At 50.1% G+C, this 21,741-nt stretch carries 15 protein-coding genes; 7 read left to right on the top strand and 8 right to left on the bottom strand.

Annotated features, from left to right (window positions below):
• Positions 1–80: 80 nt before the first annotated feature.
• A complete protein-coding gene (locus ACJJJB_RS16475; RefSeq protein WP_157533593.1) occupies positions 81–545 on the top strand; it encodes a MarR family winged helix-turn-helix transcriptional regulator in 465 nt (154 codons plus the stop codon).
• Positions 538–1,617 carry an HlyD family secretion protein gene (locus tag ACJJJB_RS16470; RefSeq protein WP_020414437.1) on the top strand — a complete coding sequence of 360 codons (1,080 nt, stop codon included), beginning with the start codon at positions 538–540 and terminating at the stop codon, positions 1,615–1,617. Before ACJJJB_RS16475 ends, ACJJJB_RS16470 begins: the two co-directional genes overlap by 8 nt.
• Positions 1,618–1,701: 84 nt before the next feature.
• On the opposite strand, the gene ACJJJB_RS16465 is transcribed toward ACJJJB_RS16470, so the two are convergent.
• From ACJJJB_RS16465 to ACJJJB_RS16455, 3 genes are all read right to left on the bottom strand, one after another.
• The gene (locus ACJJJB_RS16465; protein ID WP_020414438.1) at positions 1,702–2,121 is read right to left on the bottom strand and encodes a DUF2147 domain-containing protein; all 420 of its coding nucleotides are present in this window, start codon (positions 2,119–2,121) and stop codon (positions 1,702–1,704) included.
• Positions 2,122–2,280: 159 nt separating this feature from the next.
• Positions 2,281–3,747 (bottom strand): protein adenylyltransferase SelO, encoded by a 1,467-nt coding sequence (locus ACJJJB_RS16460; RefSeq protein ID WP_020414439.1) that lies wholly within the window; start codon positions 3,745–3,747, stop codon positions 2,281–2,283.
• Between the two features lie 73 nt (positions 3,748–3,820).
• Entirely contained in the window at positions 3,821–5,293 is a 1,473-nt protein-coding gene (locus ACJJJB_RS16455) for a Ppx/GppA phosphatase family protein (protein WP_020414440.1), read from the bottom strand.
• A 261-nt stretch (positions 5,294–5,554) separates the two neighbouring features.
• On the opposite strand from ACJJJB_RS16455, the gene ppk1 reads away from it, so the two are divergent.
• Positions 5,555–7,600, top strand: coding sequence for a polyphosphate kinase 1 (ppk1, locus tag ACJJJB_RS16450; protein WP_445365175.1), 2,046 nt, complete (start codon positions 5,555–5,557; stop codon positions 7,598–7,600).
• 11 nt (positions 7,601–7,611) lie between these two features.
• Here the strand turns inward: ppk1 and ACJJJB_RS16445 are convergent, their stop codons facing one another.
• Positions 7,612–8,112, bottom strand: a complete 501-nt coding sequence (locus tag ACJJJB_RS16445; protein WP_020414442.1) for a hypothetical protein — start codon at positions 8,110–8,112, stop codon at positions 7,612–7,614.
• A 56-nt stretch (positions 8,113–8,168) separates the two neighbouring features.
• On the bottom strand, positions 8,169–9,923 hold the full coding sequence (gene aceK, locus ACJJJB_RS16440) for a bifunctional isocitrate dehydrogenase kinase/phosphatase (RefSeq protein ID WP_020414443.1): 1,755 nt from the start codon (positions 9,921–9,923) through the stop codon (positions 8,169–8,171).
• Between the two features lie 158 nt (positions 9,924–10,081).
• On the opposite strand from aceK, the gene ACJJJB_RS16435 reads away from it, so the two are divergent.
• The 3 genes from ACJJJB_RS16435 (at position 10,082) to ACJJJB_RS16425 (ending at position 14,345) form a co-directional block, all read left to right on the top strand.
• Positions 10,082–10,690 (top strand): MarC family protein, encoded by a 609-nt coding sequence (locus ACJJJB_RS16435; RefSeq protein WP_020414444.1) that lies wholly within the window; start codon positions 10,082–10,084, stop codon positions 10,688–10,690.
• Between the two features lie 169 nt (positions 10,691–10,859).
• Positions 10,860–11,435 (top strand): hypothetical protein, encoded by a 576-nt coding sequence (locus ACJJJB_RS16430; protein ID WP_445365174.1) that lies wholly within the window; start codon positions 10,860–10,862, stop codon positions 11,433–11,435.
• A 1,164-nt stretch (positions 11,436–12,599) separates the two neighbouring features.
• Positions 12,600–14,345 carry a diguanylate cyclase gene (locus tag ACJJJB_RS16425; protein ID WP_445365173.1) on the top strand — a complete coding sequence of 582 codons (1,746 nt, stop codon included), beginning with the start codon at positions 12,600–12,602 and terminating at the stop codon, positions 14,343–14,345.
• 72 nt (positions 14,346–14,417) lie between these two features.
• On the opposite strand, the gene pstS (ACJJJB_RS16420) is transcribed toward ACJJJB_RS16425, so the two are convergent.
• The 3 genes from pstS (ACJJJB_RS16420) to ACJJJB_RS16410 form a co-directional block, all read right to left on the bottom strand.
• On the bottom strand, positions 14,418–15,503 hold the full coding sequence (gene pstS / locus ACJJJB_RS16420; protein WP_445365172.1) for a phosphate ABC transporter substrate-binding protein PstS: 1,086 nt from the start codon (positions 15,501–15,503) through the stop codon (positions 14,418–14,420).
• Positions 15,504–15,670: 167 nt separating this feature from the next.
• A complete protein-coding gene (pstS, locus tag ACJJJB_RS16415) occupies positions 15,671–16,750 on the bottom strand; it encodes a phosphate ABC transporter substrate-binding protein PstS (RefSeq protein ID WP_020414450.1) in 1,080 nt (359 codons plus the stop codon).
• Between the two features lie 118 nt (positions 16,751–16,868).
• Positions 16,869–18,797, bottom strand: coding sequence for a PhoX family protein (locus ACJJJB_RS16410; protein WP_445365171.1), 1,929 nt, complete (start codon positions 18,795–18,797; stop codon positions 16,869–16,871).
• Between the two features lie 280 nt (positions 18,798–19,077).
• Here ACJJJB_RS16410 and ACJJJB_RS16405 point away from each other — a divergent pair, with 280 nt between their 5' ends.
• Entirely contained in the window at positions 19,078–21,690 is a 2,613-nt protein-coding gene (locus tag ACJJJB_RS16405) for a TonB-dependent receptor (protein ID WP_445365170.1), read from the top strand.
• Positions 21,691–21,741: the final 51 nt, after the last annotated feature.

Below are 21,741 nucleotides of genomic sequence, written 5' to 3'. Positions count from 1 at the left end.
AATCCCGTATTGATAACTGATACATTGATGAAATAATAAGCAGGCTTATAATGAGCGCCCTCAAAAAGGGAGTCTTAGGCATGTCAGGGAAAGATACGCAGGGCGAGGATATTGCGACTGGGGTGAGCCTGGAGCTACACAGCGCGGCGCGTTTACTGCGGCGCAACTTTGACCGCCGAGCCAGGGGGCATAGTCTCAGCGGCTCCCGTTGGCAGGTGCTGTGGCATCTGGTGCGACAACAGGGGCAGAAGCAGGCAGAATTGGCTGAGTGCCTTGATATGGCGCCGATTAGCCTGGCGCGCCAACTCGATAACCTGCAGCGGGAAGGGCTGGTAGAGCGGCGCCCTGACCCGCAGGACAGGCGCTGCTTTCGTATTTACCTGACCGGGCAGGCGGAACCGGCCATGGCTTTGTTGGATGGGCTCGAAAAAGAGACTCGCGCCCAAGCCCTGGATGGTTTTTCCCCGGAGGAAGTAATACAGCTGCAAACGTTGTTGGAGCGATTGCGCAAAAACCTGACACGCGAAGAGATTGAATTTGACTGACAAGCTGAATCTAAACCTGGATCGAACCACACAGCGCAAACTGGGGCTCATACTGGTCCTGGTGCTTGCTGCGCTGGCGGTTGGCTGGAGCCTGTTTGGCAGTGGCGATATCGTCGAGACAGAGAATGCCTATGTGAAGGCGGAAAAAGTCTCCCTGGCACCAGAAGTCAGCGGTGTGGTCACCAAGGTACTGGTGAGTGCCAACCAAGTGGTGAGCAAGGGCCAGCTGTTAATTCAGATCGACCGCACAGCCTTTGAGTTGGCGGTCACCGAGGCAGAAGCCCGTTTGTCACAGGTGCGCAATGACTTGCTGGCCCGCCGTGCCGAATATGCGGAGGCCGATGCCGCCTTACAGCAGGCGCGCAAAGATGCAGATTTTTACCGGCGCCAACTGGAGCGCAACGAAAAGCTAGGCAAAGTGGCTTTTTCTGAAGCGGAGCTGGATAGTGCGCGCCAGCAATTGGAGCGGGCTCGGGCACAGATCACTATCAATGCAGAAAAACTGTCCAGCCTGCGGGCAGAGCTGGGAGGCGATCCTGGTTCTGCTTTGGAAGATCAGGCGGATCTCAAAGTGGCCCAGGCACAGTTGGATAAGGCCAACTATCAACTGTCTCGTACGCGTATTATTGCGCCAGTAGATGGCACCATCGCCAATACTGTGCCCCAGGTTGGGGAGATGGCCACTGCCGGACTTAACTTACTCAATATGATTGGGTCTAGTGGTCTTTGGGTGGAAGCCAATCTTAAGGAAACTGAGCTAGCCAAGGTACGTACCGGTCAGCAGGCAGAGGTGACCCTCGACGCTTATCCTGATTTCGAATGGCAGGCCCAGGTGGACAGTATGAGCCCGGCTAGTGGTAGCGAGTTTGCCCTGACGCCTCCCCAGAATGCCAGCGGCAATTGGAAGAAAGTAGTACAGAGAGTGCCGGTGCGCTTGCGTCTCTATCCTCTAAAGGATGCGCCGCAGTTACGGGCCGGTATGAGTGCAAAGGTGCGTATCGACACCAGCGAGGATGCCAAGGTGGTTTCGGCCCGAGCCTCAACCGATGAGAGTGGCAGGGTGGTCCTGTAAAAACGAAAAGTTTGCAGGGGAAGGGCTTCCCTTGCCAGAACAGATATTAAGAAGGCCCGCGAGATGGGCCTTCTTAATATTTAATTACTGAACTCTGTGCCAGGTCTGGGTGCGGTAGAAGAAACCAAGGTAACCGCGCACCTTCAGGGTATCGTCGTTCTCCAGCCAGAACTTGCAGTCGTATACCTTGCCTGTGACCGGGTCCATAATCTCTCCGCCTTCGTATTTATCACCCTTCTTCGCCATGCCGGTGATCACATCCATGCCAACGAGAGGTTTACCCTTCAGATCACCGGGGCAGTTCTCGCAGACGGTGTCATTGGGTTTCATCAGCAACTGGTCAATTTTCCCGTAGTACTTTCCATCCTTTTCGTAGATTTCCACGATGGACTTGGGCTGGCCGGTTTCATCGTCGACAGTGCGCCACTTGCCTACAACATCTGCGGCACTGGCCTGCAGGGCGAACATCAGGCCGAAAGCGGCCAGGAGCAGGTTTTTGATCATCTGTAGGAGTTCCTCTGTTAAGTGGTGACCCAGATCTTACATGAAGTCATCGTTGGCGGCAGGAGGATAGTCACCATCGGGCAAAAATTAGCCGCATATATCCGGCAGTTAGCCGCATTTAAACGCTTTTTATCTGATTTTCGTACCAGTTTTGCCGCTTTATGAGGAGCAGCTTAGGGGAATACGCTTGCCGGATTCAGGTGGTCTGGCAGACCAGGCCTCATGCTCCGGGTGTTCCTCGAACGGTGATTGCAGCAAATTGCGCAAAGTACGCAGGGGATAATAATCACCTTGTCCGGCTGCCTCGATGACTTTCTGTGCCAAATAGTTACGCAGAATATATTTGGGGTTTACTGCTAACATGGCGCGGTTGCGCGTGCGGGAATTACTATTCTCACGTGACAGGCGTCGATCGTAATGCCCCAGCCATTGATCCAGCGCATCGTGTTTAACTGCTGCGATACATTCACATAACCCAGCTGCTGGGCGTTCGCCGCGATAGTGTGCCAATGCGCGGAAGAAACGGGCATAGTCCGCCTCACCCTGTTGTAACAGTTTTAGTAGATCTGCACAGAGTGCTGGATCGCCATCCTCTTCTGTGGTGAGCCCAAGCTTGGCGCGCATACGTGCAGCATAGGTGCGGGTGACCTGGGGCTGAAACTGCTCCAAACAATCACGCAATGTTTCCACGTCAACAAATCCGGACAGGGCGTGGGCGAGAGCGTTTAAATTCCACAATACGACACCCGGCTGCTGTTCGAAGGCGTAGCGGCCTGTGTGATCTGAGTGATTACAAATAAACGTGGGGTCGTAGTCGTCAAGGAAGGCATAGGGGCCGAAATCAAAGGTATCGCCGATAATCGACATATTGTCGGTATTGAGCACTCCGTGGGCAAAGCCCTCTGCCTGCCAACCAGCTACCAGTTCGGCGCTGCGCATAGTGGTAAATCGCAGCATCGCCTCAGCCTGCTCGCGGACACCGAGCCCTTGTGAATTTGGCACAAAGCGCTGGCAGATTTCACTGATGAGCTGTTGCAGGGCTTGTAGTTGTTTAGTGTAAAACAGGTATTCGAAGTGGCCGAAGCGCACGTGGCTCTCGGCCACTCGGATCAGCATGGCGCCATTTTCAATCTGTTCACGTGTTACCGGTTCGTCGCTGCCAACAATACATAGTGCACGGGTGGATCGAATACCCAGGCCGCTTAAGGCCTCACCGGCGAGGTACTCGCGAATAGTGGAGCGCAATACCGCGCGGCCATCGCCAAAACGGGAGTAGGGGGTTTTGCCGGCACCTTTAAGGTGCAGCTCCCAACACCGTCCGGCATTTTCGATTTCTCCCAGCAGCAATGCGCGGCCGTCACCCAGGTCCGGGTTGTAGACCCCAAACTGATGACCTGTGTACTTCATGGCAAAGGGGCGGCTGCCATGAAATAGTTTGGCGCCACAGCCCAGTTGCGCCCATGCGGCATTTTCTATCTCAGATGCATCGATACCGAGTAGCTGCATGACTTTTGGATTGGTGTCGATCAACTGGGGGTGATCGAAGGGGGTGGGATCTATTCGCGTGCCGAAGGCGTCGCCCAGATCTGCATAGTGGTGGCTGAGGGTAACTTCGCTGAGCTTCATAGATTCTGGGCTTAGGATAAAAATTGATATTAACGGGCATGTTACCGGTATCGATAACTATTCACAGTGGTGTCTATACCGCAAGTAGGCGCAATGGGCGTGTCTGTGATTGCCAATGCTGTTCTTCCTGGTAGAGCAGCTCCTCAATAGCCGGGCTGCTATCCAGCCACTCACGTTCAATTTGCAAGCGGTAGGCATCTCCCTGGTCGGCCAGGTTGATTCCTTGCAATGTGCGTTCGGTGCGATCGCGGTGAATGATACAGCCCAGGCGCAGACACAGAAGCAGGTCGGGGCTGGGGTGGAAGCCGTAGTGTTCTTTGGGGTGCTTTATTCGTCCGCGCTGGTTGCGCACGAGATAGGACAAGTGCTCCTGTTCACCCTTGGAAAACCCGGCCAGATCAGCGTGTTTGATCATAAAAGCGCCGAGCTTGCGAAAGCTGCTGTGCGTCAGGGCCAAACCAACTTCATGGAGTTGTATGGCCCAGCGCAATCGCTGGCGTCCTTCCGGCGGATATCCGGGACGCAGTTGCTGTAATAGCTTAAGGGCAGTATCACTTACGCGGCGAGCCTGGTTGGCATCTATCTGCCAGCGCTGCATTACCCAGGCCACTGTATCCGCGCGCCTGTCCCCTCCATGCAGGCGGCCAGCCAGGTCGTGCACTATGCCTTCGCGTATTGCGTAAGGTGAGACTTCCATGCGCTGGATATCCAGCTCGCAAAAAATAGCGTGCAAAATTGCCAGGCCCGCAGCGAATACAGGGCGGCGCTCCTCATCGAGATAGGGCAAATTCAAATCGGCGATATGCTCGGCTTGGGCCACCTCTTGCGCCAGGCGATCAATATCCTCGCGCCTGATATCCTCTACTTCGCCACCGTTCAGTACTCGAGATACCGCCTTGATGGTACCTGAGCAGCCTACTACTTCAGCTTCGGTGGCCATGTGCTGGAGTTCCTGAAGCTCCGCACGTGCAGCGCGCTGAGCGTGCTTGAAATGATTGATGGTCTGCCTGCTAATAATGCCATCGGCGAAGTAGCGCTTGCTGTAGGAAACACAGCCCATGTACAGGCTTTGCAATTGCTCTGGGGACTCACTACCGCGCACCAGTTCGGTGGAGCCGCCACCGATGTCGATTATGCAGCGTAGCCGGGGTGGACCGTCAGCGGCGGCCATTACACCTGAGTAAATCAGGCGAGCCTCTTCAATGCCGCTGATGATTTCCACTGGCACCCCCAGGATGGATTCCGCCTCTTCGAGAAAACCGTCTGCGTTGGCCGCTGCAGCGCGCAGGGTGTTGGTGCCTACCACACGAATATGATCGGTCGGTAGTTTATCCAGTACGGGTTGGAAACGGTTGAGAGCTGCCAATGCACGTTCCGACACCGCTGGATCCAGATTGCGTTCGGCATCCAGTCCCTCAGCCAGGCGCACCATGGCACGGTCTGTATGCAGGCGCACCATGCGCTGACCGCGAAATTCCGCCAATAACAGGTGGAAACTGTTAGAACCCAGGTCGAGCGCTGCGTAGCGTTCACTTGGTGATTGCATCGACATCCTGGCACCCGCGTTAATTGAGACGGCAAACTGCTCTACTATTAACTGTATAACCCTGTGCCCACTTAGATTGTTTCAATCTGGCGGGAATACGCCCCTGAAATTGGCGAAAAGCGTGTAAATCCTCTTTTCTGCAGTAGTGCCTCGTTTCCGCTTATTACTGCGCCTTCTAAATTGACTGCTTGGGACACGCTCACTCCAAGCCCTCTGGGATGGGGAAATTCATTTGCGGCTGAGATGTTTGGCAGATTGTCGATGTTTAACGATACGCCCCTATACCCCAAAGAGTTGAGTTGGCTGTCGTTTAATGAGCGGGTGTTGCAGGAAGTGGAAGATGAAACAGTACCCGTTATTGAGAGGGTGCGCTTCCTGGGGATCTTCTCCAATAACCTCGATGAATTCTTCCGGGTTCGTGTAGCGGATGTACGTCGCCTCGCGGCCTTTGCCGTTGGTGAACAACAGAAGAGGCATTTTGCCAAACTATTGGGGCAAATTAATGAGCGAGTGTTACGTCTTCAGCGGCGCTATGCACGTGCTTACGCCAAAGTACTGGCTGATCTCGATAAACATAACATCCATGTGGTTAGGGAGAATAAGCTCAGCGAGCGCCAGCGTAAGTTTGTAGAGGATTACTTTCATCGCGAAGTGTTGCCTGAGCTGGAGCCTTTCTTTATTGATGACCGCGATACTATGCCGCTACTTAATGAGGCGAGTATTTATTTTGCGATTTTCCTCCGCCTAAAAGATGGCAGTCGGCGCTATGCCGCTATGGAAATTCCCACTAATACTCTATCTCGCTTTGTAGTGATTCCACCCCGTGAAGGTAAGCGGGAAAAGGTTTATATCGTTCTGGACAATATTATACGGGCCTGTTTGGTAGAGGTGTTTCGCCAAGTGTTGCCCATTCGCTCGGCGCAGGCATTCATGTTCAAGATCAGTCGCGATGCCGAGCTGGAGCTGGGCGAGCAAATCACCCAGAATCTTGTAGATCGTATAGAAAAATCACTCAAGAGACGTAAACGTGCTGATCCAGTGCGCCTTGCCTATGATGCAGAAATGCCCGAAGTGCTCCTTAATTTGGTGAAAAAAAAATTAAAGATGGGGCGTTACGATACTTATACACCAGGTGGCCGCTACCACAATTCCAAAGACCTGATGAAATTTCCAGCGGACTCTGGGCGTTATACCTACAAGCCGTTGGTGCCACTGCCTACGCTGCCGAGTGATGGGGGTGCTTTTGCACAAATTCGCAGTGCAGACCGACTTTATTATTACCCTTATCATGATTTTCGTGTCATCACCAATTTGCTGGCCTCTGCAGCTATAGATTCCCAGGTGCGGGAAATTCGTATCAATTTATATCGGGTTGCAAAAAACTCACGGGTGGTTGCTGCTTTGATAAATGCAGTGCGCAATAATAAAAAGGTGATTGCAGTAGTTGAGTTGCGTGCGAGATTCGATGAGCTAGCCAATATCCATTGGTCCAAGGAGTTATCCGATGCGGGAGTGGAGGTAATTTATGGCGTTCCCGGATTAAAAGTTCATTGCAAATTAATCTCTATTGTTCGGCGGGAAGAGGGCAAGGATAAATTCTACAGTCATCTGGGAACAGGTAATTTTAATGAGAGTACCGCGCGAATTTATTGTGATTTTAGTTTGTTAACTAATAACCAGGATCTGGGCCTGGATGTTTACAATGTCTTCGAATTTATCCAGCGTACTCGACGTCGCCCGGTATTCCAGCATATCGCGGTTTCCCCACTGACCAACCGCGCAGCCCTGCTGGGGGCAATAGATCGGGAAATCGAAGCTGCACAAAGAGGTGATCAGGCCGAGTTGTTCATAAAATGCAATAACTTGGTGGATAGTCAGATGATAGAGCGGATTTATAGTGCAAGTGCTGCTGGTGTGCAGGTTAGAATTATTGTGCGGAGTATGTGTTCGTTAGTATGTGAAACTGCGGGACTCTCCAACAATATCCAGGTTATCAGTTTGGTGGATAAGTTCTTGGAGCATGCGCGTGTCTATATATTCCACAACGGTGGTGAGGAGATTATGTGGCTGTCCTCGGCAGATTTGATGACCCGTAACCTGGATCATCGAGTGGAAGTTACTTTTCCCCTGACCAATAGTAAGCATCGTGAGACTGTACGGAAAATACTGGAGCTGCAATGGAGTGACAATCAAAAGGCCCGGGTTATGGATGCAAAGCAAAGTAATACCAGAATTGCCAATAGTGATCGTAAGGGGTGTCGTTCTCAAGATGCTATTTATCGCTACCTTAAAAAGCGCCCACAGTAATCAGCACTCACCTAGTCTCGGCTGAATCCTACCAGCTTCCCACGGCTAAAAGAGAAGCGATAGCGCTGTCCGATCCGAAGCCATTCGTAACAAGGAGATTGAATAATCATCCTCGGGTATTGAGGTGTAACCACCCAGGTATTGAACTCATTTCCCGGCCCGCGACCAATTAGCCAATAATAGTCTCCGCGCTTGCAGAAGGCGCTAGGAGCACAGCGTTCACTGCCCCATACATAGGCTTCCACATCAAATTGCGCCGGAATACTGGTTTTCTCTTGGAATGGTTGGCGTTCATCGCCTGTAAAGGTGTAGAGCGCATCAAAAGCGATTGGGCGAAACCCCCTGGCTGGGGTGGCACAGCTGACCACTTGGGGTTTGCCTGTGATGCGAGCGTGGGGCGGTGGCGCTTTTTCTTTCCCGGCAATGGTCATTTCGCTGGGGAGATAACCGCAGCCCTTGGCAAATAATAAAGCCAGGGCCACTGGGGTTGTGGCCCATGCAAATATGCGCACTTATCACCTGTTCTAATAGGAAATACCTCCTACCAATATAGTCACAGATTGAGCACTTACTTTTTCCTTGCGATAGCCGGTGCTCGACGGTGGAAGCGCCACTTGCGCCGGTAAGGGAAGGCGCTCTCCACATGTCCAGCGCGAATACGGTCCTGTAGTCGTCTCCAATAGCGGTAATCGTAAAGATCGCTGTGTTGCTTCTCAAAGGCTGCGCGAGCAACAGGGTTGCCAGAGAAAAATAGGCGGAATTCCTCGGGGAAAACATCTGCCTCATCTACCGTATACCAGGGCTTATCCGCCAGCTCCTGCTCTGCGGTCTGTGCTTCGGGGATCTTGCGGAAATTGCACTCTGTCAGAGGGCAAAGCTCATCGTAGTCGTAGAAGACGACACGGCCATGACGGGTGACTCCAAAGTTCTTCAGTAGCATATCGCCAGGAAAAATATTGGCAGCGGCCAGCTGCTTGATTGCATTGCCGTATTCTTCCATAGCCTCTCTTGTTTCCTCTTCATTGGCATTTTGCAGATAGAGGTTAAGGGGCTCCATACGCCGCTCTACATAGAGATGCTTGATGATTACCCACTTGTCATCGATCAGCAGCTTGGAGGGAGCGAGTTTTTGTAGTTCTTCCAGTAATTCATCACTAAAGCGGTTACGGTAGAAAATAAAATTGGTGTACTCCTGGGTGTCAGCCATACGCCCGACCCTGTCTGAGCGGGAAACAAACTTATACTTCTCCTTCACAATTTTCTCGGTGACAGTTTTGGGGCGATCAAAACGGTCCTTGATGACTTTGAATACCACCGGATAAGAGGGTAGCGTAAATACACTCATCACCATGCCCTTGATGCCAGGAGCAATCACAAATTTGTCATTACTCACTTTCATATGGGCGAGAATATGGCGATAAAACTCCGTTTTGCCATGCTTGTGGAAGCCTATGGAGTTATACAGTTCCGATTTTTCCTTTAGAGGCATAATGGTAGAGAGAAAGCGCACGAAGCGGGAAGGAATCGGTGCATCCACCATAAAATAGGAGCGTGTGAAACTGAAGATAATGCTGGCGGAGTCATTGCTGTGCAGCAAGGTGTCTACAAAGATACTGCCTCGACCGTTGTTCAGACAGGGGAGGATCAGGGGGACTACCTCACCATGGAATATCATGCGCCCAACCAGATAGGCGGCCTTATTGCGGTAGAAAACTGACTCCAGCATATCCACGCGCAGCAATTTTTCATTTTCCAGGTCTGCAAGGGGGCGTCCACGTAGCGCCCTACAGATATTTTCAATATCCCGCTGCATATTTTCCCAGGGTGCAGAAAAGCTGAAATCCTTGAGGATATCCTCAATCATGTTTTCCAGGCCGGCGCGCCCGCTATAGCTGATATAGATACTGTAATCCCGCAGCGGCTTGTCTTCCGGGGGGCGGGAAGGTTTAACGAAAATATTGCTATCGTGGATATTGGCGTGTTTAAACTGGCTACAAAACACTGAGTTAAAGAATGTTTCCGCGATTTCGTAATTGCTATGGCTGGCGATTAGTTGTGCGTAAGTTGCGCGTGCATCCCGCCATAGATCCAGTTGGCTGGTGTCTTTGCTAGTGACGGAGTGTACCAGCTTGAGCACCTGATTGACCTTGGTCTTGTATAGATCAATGCGCTCCTTATTGGCCTGGTGTGCGGCTTGCCAGGAGGCGGTCTCAAAGCGCGCCTTGGCGCCCAGGGTGATGTTCTGGTAGTCTGCAAAATACGCATCAAAACCATTCAGGATGGTCTTCGCGATGCGGCGGGCGGTCGGTGAGTGATTGGTCATGCACTAGACTTTTTTACTGAGTTTCAGGTTAAGCTTTTCCACCGCGGAGGCCATTCCCTATGGCATCGGGGATGGCCCGGGCAATATTGCTGTGGTGCTTGCCGGTCTCCCCGCGGCAAGGAATAAGCGGATAGTAGCACGGCACGCCGGAGTACCAATTGAACGATTGGATCAGTAGTTTTGTCTTTTTCTTTGCTGTAATCGACCCGGTGGGTACCCTGCCGGTATTCATTGCAGTGACTTCCCGCCATGCAGAGTGGCAAAAACGTAAAATCGCCTGGCTTTCTGTACTGGTGGCGGCTGGTATTCTGCTGTTCTTCCTGATCGCAGGTCAGTTTCTACTGGAGGCCATTGGGGTGCCTCTATCCGCATTCCAGGTTGCAGGTGGTGTAGTGCTATTTCTATTTGCCCTCACAATGATTTTTGGTGAGGGTAAGCCCGAGCGGGAAAAGGAAATCGTCAAAGAAGGGCATGAGACTGCCATATTTCCGCTGGCAGTGCCGTCCATTGCTTCGCCAGGGGCCATGCTTGCCGCAGTAGTGCTGACTGATAATCACCGCTTTGATTTACTTCACCAATTAAACACCGCATCGGCCATGCTGGCGGTACTCGCTGTAGTCATTGCACTGTTACTGACTGCTAACTGGATTTATCGCTTTATTGGTGATGCTGGTGCCAGCATCGTCAGTCGGGTGATGGGCCTAATTCTCGCCTCTGTGGCCACCACAAGTGTTTTGGTGGGCATCCAGCAATTCTTCTCTATTTAATCGGCATACACTTTCTGAGCACCCCCTGATAGCAGCATTGAGGGGTGCTTTGGCGACCACCGGTTTACTGATTGCCTCTCTGGACTGTATTTGTTGGCTGGGTTTGTCGGCTGTGGTTTTGGATAGATACTTTCAGGAGAGTGCTTTGAGTGGTTGAGGCTGCCAACTAATGATAGCTGCAACTCTCCTGGTTTTTGGCGCTCTACCCTGGTATGTCTGTACTCTGGCCGCCGGTGGCGGGGCCATGTTGCTAGTACCAATGGTAGGTTTTCTCCTGGGTCCTCACTTGGTTGCACCGACTGTCACAATTGGCAGCGTGATGCTGCTCCCTTCAGGACTTTGTTTTTTTGGTCCTATATCAACTGGAAGGTGGCCTGCTGGATCATGCCCGGTAGCATTCTGGGGGCTAAAATTGGAGCCTATATCTGTTCTCAGATGCACCCCTGTGGCTTCAATTTTTGTTGGAGTCTTTCTAATGTCTACTGTTTTTCAATACCGTTTGGGCAAGACAAAGTATTCGTTTCCCATGCGCCTTCCTTACTTTTTTATACTGGGACTTGTTACTGCCTTTTTATCCGGAATCATCGGGGCTATCGGGCCAGTAAAAAATCCATTTTTTTTGAATTATGGTATTGATAAGGAAAATCTGCTTGCCACCAAAGCTTTGAACACTCTGGTGTTACAGGGAACAAAAATACTGACCTGCCTAAGCTTTGAAGTTATTACCAAAGAGTTACTTACCTAGGGTATTGCTATAGGTATTGGGGGGATCATAGGGGTTTACCCAGTAAAACGTCGAATATTGCGTATTAGCACACAGTGTTTTCACTACTATATGTTTGCCCTTATGTTCATCTGTGGTTTGGTGTTGTCATTGAAGGCACTGCCTCAACTGGTTCAGATAAAGCTAATAAACCAAGCAGAAGCGTATATAGATATTTATGGATCTTTCTAGATTTGATATTAGTCGATAGCGAGAAGCTCTGACTGAGAAGGTATTCAATCTGTTCAGGTATTTGCACGATCAAACCCTGTAAAAGTATTGCCTTGGATTTCTTTTATCTTTGTATTCACGGTCCAGCCAATATTATTAAACATAGTGATTTCTTTAGGTCAATTGGATAAAGATTAATTAATGACCATCTACCAATACATACTTGTTATGTAATGTGTTTTTACCGGGGAGTTCAGTGGAGACATGAATGGTATGTTTGCAGGCTAAAATGGAGTTTTTGAGAGAGTAGGAGATAAGCTTGGTCAATTAATTCAAATAAGCTTCAATTTTATTGTTAGCCAGATTTGGTCTTCTCTATGTCGGCTTCTCCTCTTTGTCTAATGATCTGTAGGGCCGTGATTGAGTTTGGCCATTCGTGGGGTACATAAGACGCCATGCCGTTAGGTGATCCGCTTAATTTCCCTGTCACTTTTTGGAATCTAGACTCTCTTTAAGTCCAGATATATATAACTATTACTTTGGATGTCTCATCACCGTTAGGCCCTGAGTGTTTTCTGGCGGATGTTAAATGGTTTTGGTCAGAACTCCGTCATCTTTTGCGATTTCGAAGGTTGTATAGCTCTGGCGTTCCATCGCAGTATTCGTGATGGGGGGAGTTAAAAGTGACAGTAGCTCAGCAGGGAGTGGCCAAAGATACTGAAGCCGGTTGCTGCCGGAACTGAAGATGACTCTCCGCGTGAGAGACTGTGATTTACTGAGCCGGCCGAAGACATTATAAAAGCGGAATTGTATCGCCTACGTGCCAAGAGCATGAAGAAAAGTATAATAAGACAGCGGTTATTGTATCTCCGATGCCCCATAAACTTAAAGTGGTACCTTCGTTCTGCCCGATTGTCGCTAACTCTGATACTTATCAACTGCCTGTTTCTACCCTCAGCCTTGGCCTGGGCCCATGTGCCAATTGAAGTATCACAGTTGGAGGATGGAAGTAAGCTCACAGGATTCCATGAGACTTGGCATGATAAAGGTGGCCACAGTGATATTGCGGATGCTTTACTTGCCTATGAACGTGGAGCATTTACCCCCTTGAGAACTGCGGGCTCAACCGGTATTCAACCCGGTGCTTTCTGGTCGCATTTTGCTTTGCGCAATAGCACAAACCAGCCAGCCAAATTACATATTGAGTATGTGGATCATCAGTTGCTGGGATTACAGGTGTATTCCCGTGCTTTATCCAGTGCCGGACCTTATCGGAAGCTCGCCAACTTATCCATATATGCTCCATTTGACACTCGCCAGGTAGAGCACAATCGATTTGTTTTTGAAATTATTGTGCCAGCCAAGACTACACAGGAATTATTGGTAAAATTTGATTCCGGTGAGCTGGGAGTGGTTTTTCCCAGTATGCGAATTTGGAGCCCCCAAAAGCTGCAACAAAATAGCAAGGGTGAGATTAGTTTAATAGCCTTCCTTTTCGGAGGCTATTTCCTCATGGCCCTATTTGCGTTTGTTGGGGCAATTACGGTTAAAGAAAATATTCTCTACCTTTATTCCCTGTATTGCGCCAGTAAAATTTTGGTGTGGGGCACCGTACTTGGTTATACACATCAATATCTGGTAAGTGGTGGATTTCACTGGGGATATGCCACTATTAGCGGAGCTATCGCGATTTTAACAGGCCTAATTTTTGCGCGGATTTTTCTGGAAACCAGGCGCTATACTCCCAGGCTTGATTACTTATTACAGGTAATGATGGCTAACAGTGCTTTCCTGTTAGTTTGTGTATTGCTGGGGTTGAAATCTGCCTCCCAGATTTCCATGACAGTAGCATTGTTATGTTATCCACTTGTGGTGCCAATTGCCTTGGTGCGCTGGCGGCAGGGTAATAGTGCTGCCGCGGTATTTGCAATAGGTTGGGCCACCCTGGTGCTTGGTTTACTGGTGCAGGCTATGCGTGATTTAGGCTTTGTGGTGCATAATCCGGTCAACTATTACTGGCCTCCAGTAGCTTCATTTGTGGAAATGATGGCCATAATGGCTGCGATTGGATTAATGGTGCAGCGTTTACGCACCCAAAAAGACCTGGCAGAAAAAAAATATATGCAACAATTGGAAGTTTCCAAAACAGATCTTGAGCACCTGATACAGCTGCGCACAAGGGAGTTACAAGCAGCAAAAGTGCGGGCGGAAATAGAGGCGCGTACAGATCCGCTCACTGGAATATACAATCGCCGCAGCTTCTTCGAGGAAGCTGCTTTACTTATAAAATTAGCCCAGAGCAAGCAGATTCCCCTGGGTGTGTTGATGCTTGATATTGATCATTTTAAATCCATAAATGATATTCACGGCCACCTAATTGGTGACCAGGCGCTGTGTGCGACAGCACGAGTAATAGCCCAGCATGTGCGTGAGGTGGATGTATTTGGTCGGATTGGTGGTGAGGAATTTGCGCTGTTGGTGAGTGCGGATGTCGCGGGCACAGTTTGTATTGCGCAGAGGGTACATAGAGATATTGCAAAAATTGTTATTAAATCGGCTCAGGGACCTGTAAGTTTTACCGCGAGTATTGGGGTGGCTTGTCTGCAAGGGCATAAAGATATTTTGGAACTGTTACAGCAGGCAGATAGCGCCCTTTACCAAGCGAAGAGAACAGGGCGCAATAGGATATTGGAGTTTTCCACAGCGGGTGCCAGTGCCTGACGCGCTCTAGTTTAATGCTGTTTATATTCATCGTCTTAAATTCAATTTCGTTATTTAAATTTGTAACGGATTCTACTGCACAAAGGTAACAGCATTTAAAACTTTTAATCGTACATCCTCTGGCAGTGGCACTAATCCAAGCTTGCCCGCTTCCGACTGGGATTTCCTGCTCAACATAAATACCAGTAATTGCCTCAGGGCCTTGGCTTTATCATCTTCTTGGTCCGAGTAGAGTAATAGCCAGGAAAAACTGGTGATTGGATAGGCGTCCTTCGCTTCTGGGTCCCAAACCCAGGTGATCAAATTGGGAGCGCCACTTACTGGTAGTTCGGTGTTGGGAAATTCGGCCTCTTTTAGTGCTGCAACACCACTTTCTGCGCTGGCTTCGATATAGTTACCCGCATGATTTTCCAGTGTTGCGATTGGCAGGTTGACGATCTCGGCAAAGCCATGCTCGACATAGCCGATGGCGCCAGGGATTTTCCTTACTCTGGCAGCTACGCCCTGATTTCCCGGTGCGCGCTTGAAGCTGGGAAGCTTAGGCCAGTTGGGAACTCTATCCAGGCCAACCTTCTCACGAAATTCCTTACTGATAGCGCTTAAGTGACCGGAAAAAATATAAGAGGTACCAGAACTTTCTGAACGCGTGACCACGCTGATCGGTGTTCGTGGCAACGTGATATCGGGGTTATCCGCAACGATCAGTGAATCATCCCAGTTTCTTATTTTACCCAGAAAAATCCCTGTATAGGCTTTCCTGGATAGTTTCAGCTTTTCGATGCCTGGAAGGTTGAATACCAGTACCACCTCTCCCGCGGTTACCGGCAAGACCACAGCGCCCTGTTTTAAACGTCTTAATTCATCAACATCAATCGCTGCATCGGATGCGGCGAAGTCCACTGTGTGTCCAAGAAAGTCCCTGATACCATCACCACTGCTGCTCATTTCATAGAAAATAAAAATATTATTTTCTCGATGAGTAAATTGACGAAACCATTCCACGTAAATGGGATATGGGAAACTTGCGCCACTTCCACGTAAGTTGATAGGGTTTTCCGGTACTTGGGCCAGGGAGGAAAGAGAGAAAATTGCGCCAAAAATAGCGGCTGAAAGAGTGGCAGCCAGGCGGCATAAAGTAGTGGCATACCTCGATAGCATGGAAAACCTCAACTAAAGGGCCGCCAGTACCTTAATCGATTCCTGATGGCGAGCCGGGTAAAACTTGGCTTCAAATTCAATTTTAGCAGGAGGGTAGGGAGCTTGGTGTCACCACTGAGTTAATATAAGTTGATTTCAAGGGAAATAAATCTAAATACATCTTTGATTTATTGGACAAAATCTATGGCGCTCAGCACTTTCTCCCGAACGTGTTCCGGTAAGGGCACCAGCCCTAACTCACCTGCCTTTGCCTGGGAGTTGGCATGTAGAATAAATGACAACATTTTGCGTAGAGCTTTGGCTTTACTATCGTCCTGCTCCGCGTAAAGCAATAGCCAAGAGAAACTGGTAATTGGATAGGCGCCCTCAGCAGCGGGATCCCAAACCCAGGCAATCAGGTTAGGGGCGTTACTGCCTGGTAGCTTGCCTTCAGGAAATTCAACCTCTTCCAATGCTGCAGTGCCGCTCTCTACATTGGCCTCAATGTAATTCCCCGAACGGTTTTCCAGCAGTGCTTCAGGGAGATTGGTAACTTCGGCAAAGCAGTGGTCTATAAAGCCTATGGAACCTGGGGTCGCTCTGACCTTAGCCGCCACTCCCTGGCTACCTGCGGCCCGCTCGAAACCGGGCTGTCTGGGCCAGTTAGGCGCTTGGCTTATTCCGATGTTTTCGCGAAATTCATCATTGATATTACTCAGATGCCCGGAGAAAAGATAAGAGGCGCCAGAACTCTCAGTATGAGTTACCACCGTTATTTCAGTGTTAGGTAACTGTATTTCAGGGTTACTGGCAGCAATACTGGGGTGGTCCCAGGTTTGGACCTTACCTAAAAAGATATTTGCATAGGCATCCCTGGAAAGTTTTAACGCCTCAATGCCCGGCAGGTTGAATATCAATACAAGCTGAATAGCGGTGACAGGTAGTACTACGGCTCCTCCCTTTAAGCCCTCTAGCCTGTCAATCTCGATGGCAATATCTGAGGCAGCAAAGTCTACCGTATTTCCCAGGAAATCCCGGATACCATCTGTGCTGGCACTTAATCCGTAGTGCACGAATATATCGTTATCCTGGTGGGTAAACTGTCGAAACCAGTCGACGTAGACTGGGTGGGGGAAACGGGCTCCACTGCCGCGCAGATTAATGGTGGACTCAGAGGTTTGTGCGTTGATCTGGGGTAGCAGGCATACAGCAGCAACTGCCAGAGTGACGCCAATGTGGCGTAAAGCAGCGATAAATGTAGTTTGCATGGCTAACCTCAACCACAAAGCCTGCGCTCTTAGGAGAGACTACAGGCGGCAAGCCGGTAAAAAAATATACTTAGAGTTAATTTTAGCAATACTGACGCCGTCTTAATTGATTGTGAAGTTAGCTGCCAACCTCTTTACCATCGTCCCTGTAGATTGCCAATACGGATGGACGTGGTGGCAATTTGGGGTCATTGTCCGGCCAGCGGTGTATGGGATTTTCATATGTGGAGTTACGCGCTTCGGCGGGATGCTGCACTGCTATGAAAAGGGTTGTGCCATCGGGTGTAAATTCCGGTCCACAAACCTCTGCACCTCTGGGGCAGCCGAAGAAGTGTTTTGGTGCAGCGCGCAGGGGCCCTTCTGTCGCCATGGCCCAGAGCCCATCATGGAATCCAAAGCGCTCACAGCCATCAGTGGCAATCCACATATTGCCGTGGCTATCAAACGCGACATTATCCGGGTTGGCAAACCAGCCATTGGCGGAAATGTTGTAGCTGGCCTGCTGGCCGTAGGCACCTCTCTCTTCTGGGCGTTCTGCATTTGGGTTTCCCCCCAGTAAAAACTGTTGCCACTGAAAACGATCACTGGTGTGGTCACGATTACCATTTTTACCCGGTGGTACTATTTCCAATACATGGCCTGCAACATTTTTAGCGCGAGGGTTGGCAGCATCGATTTCATCTTTCTGGCGCTTCTTATTCTTCGTCAGCATGACATAAGTGCAGTCGTTATGGGGGTTGGTTTCCACATCTTCGGGGCGATCCATGGGGGTTGCGCCTAACAGGGCTGCCGCACGCCGTGCATCGATCAGTACATCTGCCTGATTGTGAAAACCATTATCGCTGTTGAGAGATCCCTGGCCATAAATCAGGGCTAACCACTGCCCGTGACCATTTTCATCGAACCTGGCGGCATAGAGAGTGCCTTCAGTAAGAAGTTCCCTGTTGGCCTGGTAATCCTCAGGTTGATAAATACCCCTGGAGACAAAGCGATAGACGAACTGGTGTTCGTCATCATCGCCTCCGTAGGCCACCACCGCCTGACCGGGTTTACACACCAGGGTGAAGCCCTCGTGCTCAAAGCGGCCGAGGGTAGTGAGCTTGCGCGGCTTAGATTGGGGATCATAGGGATCGTATTCTACCATCCAGCCAAAACGGTTTGGCTCGTTGGGCTCCGCTTGAATGTCAAAGCGGCGATCGTAGTCACCCAAATTACGGTTTCTTGGGCTTATGCCAAAGCGATGGTGGTTCTGGGCCTCCCTGGGGTCTTCGACTTCTTGTGGGTTACCCTGGAAAGCGCCACCGAACCCTTCCTCAGCAATAAGGACAGTACCCCAAGGCGTCTTGCCCCCGGCACAATTCCCTATGGTGCCCAGCACTTGGGTACCGCTGGGGTCGGCTGCGGTTTTCAATCGCCTGTTTCCTGCCGCTGGCCCACTGATATCCATGGCGGTAGTCATGGTTATTCGGCGGTTATAAGGACTGTCCAGCACGGTACGCCACCCGTTGCTACTGCGCTCAATTTCCACCACGGAGTGACCACAGGCCGCCTGCTCTATCGCGACATGCTCAGAACTAACCCCACGAGTGGCACTGTATTCGTCGTTATAGCCGGGGAACATTAAGTGGGGTTGAGTATATTCGTGATTTACACACAGTAGTCCGCGGTTGCTATTGCCGCTTTGCAGTTGTAAATCCCCACGTGAAGGTTCGACATTGTCAGCCAGAGGCATAAATGCAATGAAATCATTGTTGTAGCCGAATCGCTGTCCCTGTTCTGCGGCATCCAGTTTCTCCGGGTGAAATGGAGTATCGGTTTCCTGAATTGGATCTCCCCAGCGCAAAAGGATATCGGCGCTGTAGTGTTCCGGCAGGTGGTGTTGGAAATCCAGCGAATGAGGAATTTCAGAAAAAGTAAGGCTTTCCCTTTCAGCGCTGTGTTCCGCAATACAGCCGGGTAATACTGAGCTTGCTGTACCCGCGGCGGTCACAGTACCCAAGGTTTTGAGCAGTTTGCGCCGTGTTGGGTTACTGGGTTGGTCGCTCATACTCCACTCCATTTTGGGTTACTGGTTCTGGATCGCTGGCTCGGCGAATCTCATTGGTTAAGTGGGAATTTCTGCTTAAAAGTCTATGACCGGAGTCACTGCTCTATAACTCATTTTTCAGGCCTGATTGTTTGGCCCTTTGGTTGATTGGCACAGATATTTACAATTTTTTCTGAAAGCTTGATGACAGCTTAAAAAAAACGTCACTGAAGGGTCATAAACGCCTACTAGTCTGCGCCCAATCTAATACGCCACTGGCAATGACGGGAGTGGGTGCTTTATGAAATATAAGATCATCAGTTTACGGCTGCTAGGTACATCAGTTACGGCACTTGCCGCTGCAATTATGAGCGCAAATGCAAGTGCACAAAACCAGGATTCACAGGTTATGGAGACTGTGGTCGTCACTGCCCAGGCAAGTAACGCGCGCAGTGACCTGGATCGCCAGAGGGATGCGAATAAGCTGGTTGCAGTGCAGACATCTGATGCAATCGGTGAGCTTCCAGATGCCAATGTTACTGAAGCCTTACAGAGGATGCCGGGGGTTTTTATTGCCCGTGATCAGGGGGAGGGACGCTTTGTGGGTGTGCGCGGTATTGATCCTAACTTGAACGCGGCAACAATAAATGGAATTAACCTGCCGGCCCCGGAAACAGATAGTCGCGCGGTCGCCCTGGATGTCATTCCCTCAGACCTACTCGCCAGCCTGGAGGTTTTTAAAACCCTGACTCCCGACATGAGTGCAGACTCTATTGGCGGCGCTATTGAAATCAAAAGCCTTAATGCGCTCGATTATGATGGCCGTCGCTATAAGTTCAGTGCTGAGAACAGTTACAGTGAACTTCAGGGGGAAAATAGTCCCAAAGTCGCAGCCACTTTAACCAATGTCTTTGATTTGAGTGGCGATCGACGATTTGGCGTGGCCCTGGCCCTCAGCCATCAAGAGCGGAATTTCGGTTCGGAAAATATTGAGACTGATGGTACCTGGCAGGAATTTACGGCTGAGGATGGTACTACCGGCATTGGTGCGACAGAGATCGAACAGCGTGATTATTCCATTACCCGCGAGCGAACAGGTGTTGCTGCCAACTTCGATCTGGATCTTAGTGATCGCTCACGTATGTACTTCCACAATCTCTATTCAGAATTTTCCGACAAGGAAATTCGCCAGCGCAACTCCTGGAAGTTGGATGCCAGGCGGGATGAGCCGGAAACGATTTCAAGGAACTCCGCACAGTGGCAGGAAGCTGCACTGGAAAAGTCTTTGAAGGACCGGCTGGAAGAGCAGGAAATCATCTCCTCTGTTTTCGGTGGTGAGCATAATTTTGATCAGGTGGATATCTCCTATGCACTGGGATATTCCCATGCGGAGGAGTCTGAACCTCACCGACGAGATACAGATTTTGCATTGGAGCCTGTGCGCATTGGCTATGTAGAGGCAGATAAAACGCCGCGTATGGCAGTGGGCGCAGAAGATGCGCAGCGAGTTTTAGACCCGTCCAGTTATCAATTGGATGAGCTCGTCATTGAAGATAACTTTACAGAGGATAAAGAGCTGAGCCTGCGTTTCGACATTAGCCGGGAAATTCAGTGGGCCGGTAATCCATCAGTTATCCAGTTTGGCATACACGAGCGACAGCGTGAGAAGAGTGGAGACTTGAATGCGACCGTGTATAAGGATTTTGCGGGAGACTACACCCTCGCAGATTTTGTTCGCAATGACATCGACTACGGCTTGGATAGCTTTGGCCCTGGGGTTAGTAGCGGCAGTTTAAATTACTTTATTAACAGTCATATTGACGATTTTGAAGTTGATGAAACTGAAACGGCTTTGTCTTCCGCGCGCGATTACAATATGCAGGAAGATATCCGTGCGTTCTACGTTATGAATACGATTGAGTTTGACCAGTCGCAGCTGGTATTTGGGGTTCGCTACGAGCGCACAGACTTTACCGCTGAGGGTGTGCAAGTTGTCGAGTCTGAAGAGCCGGTACCCGGTGCACAGGAAATTGCCGACGAGGTTTATGCAGCTGGGATACGCTATCAGCGCGATTATGATGACTTCTTTCCCAGTGTAAATTATAAATATGACTACAACGATAATATTGTTTTGCGTGCGGCTTATAGTGAGTCTCTTTCGCGCCCATCCTTCGGACACCTGAACCCATCGCCGGCCAAGATAGAGTATGACGATGACAAGCTGGAAGTGGAGGCCGGTAATCCTGCGCTAGATCCGTACCAGTCGCGCAATCTGGACTTCTCTGCCGAGTACTATGCAGACCATTTGGGTATGCTCTCCCTGGGGTTATTCCACAAGCGTATCGACAATTTCATTGTTCTGTCCGATGTTTCCAGTGTTGTGGATTACAGTCAGTATGTGGGGAATTTGAGTGTTGACGAGGCTGAAGTATTACAACCGGTAAATGGTGATTCCGCCCGTCTCAATGGTATGGAGCTGGCTTGGACCAGGGGTTTCGAAAACGGGTTCCTGTTACGCGCAAATGCCACTGTGACAGACTCTGAAGCACGCTTGGGCCTGGGGCCAGATAGGGAGCGTAGCGATAAGATTTCTTTGCCTTCGCAAGCAGATCTGGTGGCTAATTTTGTGATGGGTTATGAGCGCGATGCATTTAGCATGCGGTTATCAGCTGCTTATCGCAGCGAGCGTTTATTGGAGGTGGATTTGGAGAATTCTACTGCTGATCGCTATGAGGATGATCATCTACAGTTGGACTTATCCGCACGCTATCGTTTCGATAACGGACTGCAACTGACCTTTACCGGGGTGAACCTCACTGATGAGCCTTACTACGCACATAATTCAGGCTTTAATGGCCAGTATGAGGAGTATGGTCCAACCTATGCACTGGGTTTGAGTTATAGCACTTTCTAAAATTTTAATAGGTATTGCCAACCCCCTATTTAGTAGCGGGGTTTATATTTT

Source organism: Microbulbifer variabilis (assembly GCF_052468405.1).
The sequence above is the reverse complement of the archived record's forward strand: the minus strand, read 5'-3'. Positions and strand labels throughout refer to the sequence as shown.

Bases quoted from the DNA above. Each gene is read 5' to 3' on its own strand.
- aceK (WP_020414443.1), bottom strand. From the start codon at position 9,923: ATGACCAATCACTCACCGACCGCCCGCCGCATCGCGAAGACCATCCTG.
- ACJJJB_RS16405 (WP_445365170.1), top strand. From the start codon at position 19,078: ATGAAATATAAGATCATCAGTTTACGGCTGCTAGGTACATCAGTTACG.
- pstS (WP_445365172.1), bottom strand. From the start codon at position 15,503: ATGCTATCGAGGTATGCCACTACTTTATGCCGCCTGGCTGCCACTCTT.
- ACJJJB_RS16460 (WP_020414439.1), bottom strand. From the start codon at position 3,747: ATGAAGCTCAGCGAAGTTACCCTCAGCCACCACTATGCAGATCTGGGC.
- ACJJJB_RS16475 (WP_157533593.1), top strand. From the start codon at position 81: ATGTCAGGGAAAGATACGCAGGGCGAGGATATTGCGACTGGGGTGAGC.
- ACJJJB_RS16465 (WP_020414438.1), bottom strand. From the start codon at position 2,121: ATGATCAAAAACCTGCTCCTGGCCGCTTTCGGCCTGATGTTCGCCCTG.
- ACJJJB_RS16455 (WP_020414440.1), bottom strand. From the start codon at position 5,293: ATGCAATCACCAAGTGAACGCTACGCAGCGCTCGACCTGGGTTCTAAC.
- pstS (WP_020414450.1), bottom strand. From the start codon at position 16,750: ATGCAAACTACATTTATCGCTGCTTTACGCCACATTGGCGTCACTCTG.
- ACJJJB_RS16410 (WP_445365171.1), bottom strand. From the start codon at position 18,797: ATGAGCGACCAACCCAGTAACCCAACACGGCGCAAACTGCTCAAAACC.
- ppk1 (WP_445365175.1), top strand. From the start codon at position 5,555: ATGTTTAACGATACGCCCCTATACCCCAAAGAGTTGAGTTGGCTGTCG.
- ACJJJB_RS16430 (WP_445365174.1), top strand. From the start codon at position 10,860: ATGATAGCTGCAACTCTCCTGGTTTTTGGCGCTCTACCCTGGTATGTC.